At 53.7% G+C, this 477-nt stretch carries 1 protein-coding gene; it reads left to right on the forward strand.

Annotation, left to right across the window (positions count from 1 at the left end; genetic code table 11):
• Window positions 1–78: 78 nt before the first annotated feature.
• The coding region (locus D3D01_RS22755) for a hypothetical protein (protein ID WP_147439994.1) at window positions 79–477 on the forward strand (399 nt) is incomplete at its 3' end.

Here is a 477-nt window from a genome sequence, read left to right on the forward strand (position 1 = left end):
TTGAACGACGTCTTTGACGATATTCGGCGCTCCATCGCCAGTACACAGATCATTGCCCGGGAACCAATCTCCTCAAACATGACGGCTAACGGTACTGTATACACACCGGCGGTTCCTGGTGACGACAGCCAAGTCGCCCAGGTGACGATCAACGGCAACGAGTTTCGCAATATCAATGACCCGTCGACTGACTCACAGTACAGTCATGTCTTCGCTGTCAAGGGCGGGGACAACGTGAGTGTGAAGGCTCACGACTACGAGTGCAAAGACGGTGCTTACGCGACGAGCGGTATCACTCGGGAATTCAACGGTACCACGTATCGTGTGGCTCGTTGTACCGACGTTGATAGCCACGATGCGATTAAGCCAACCCGAATCTATACTGACGGCGACGATGTCACCGGCCTTATCACCCGGAACTACAGTGCTACGTGGCAGGACAATGTTACTACGTACTTCCAGCCGTACGACGACATT

The organism is Haloarcula sp. Atlit-7R, assembly GCF_003666065.1.
In the GTDB taxonomy this organism is placed as follows: Archaea; Halobacteriota; Halobacteria; order Halobacteriales; family Haloarculaceae; genus Haloarcula; species Haloarcula taiwanensis.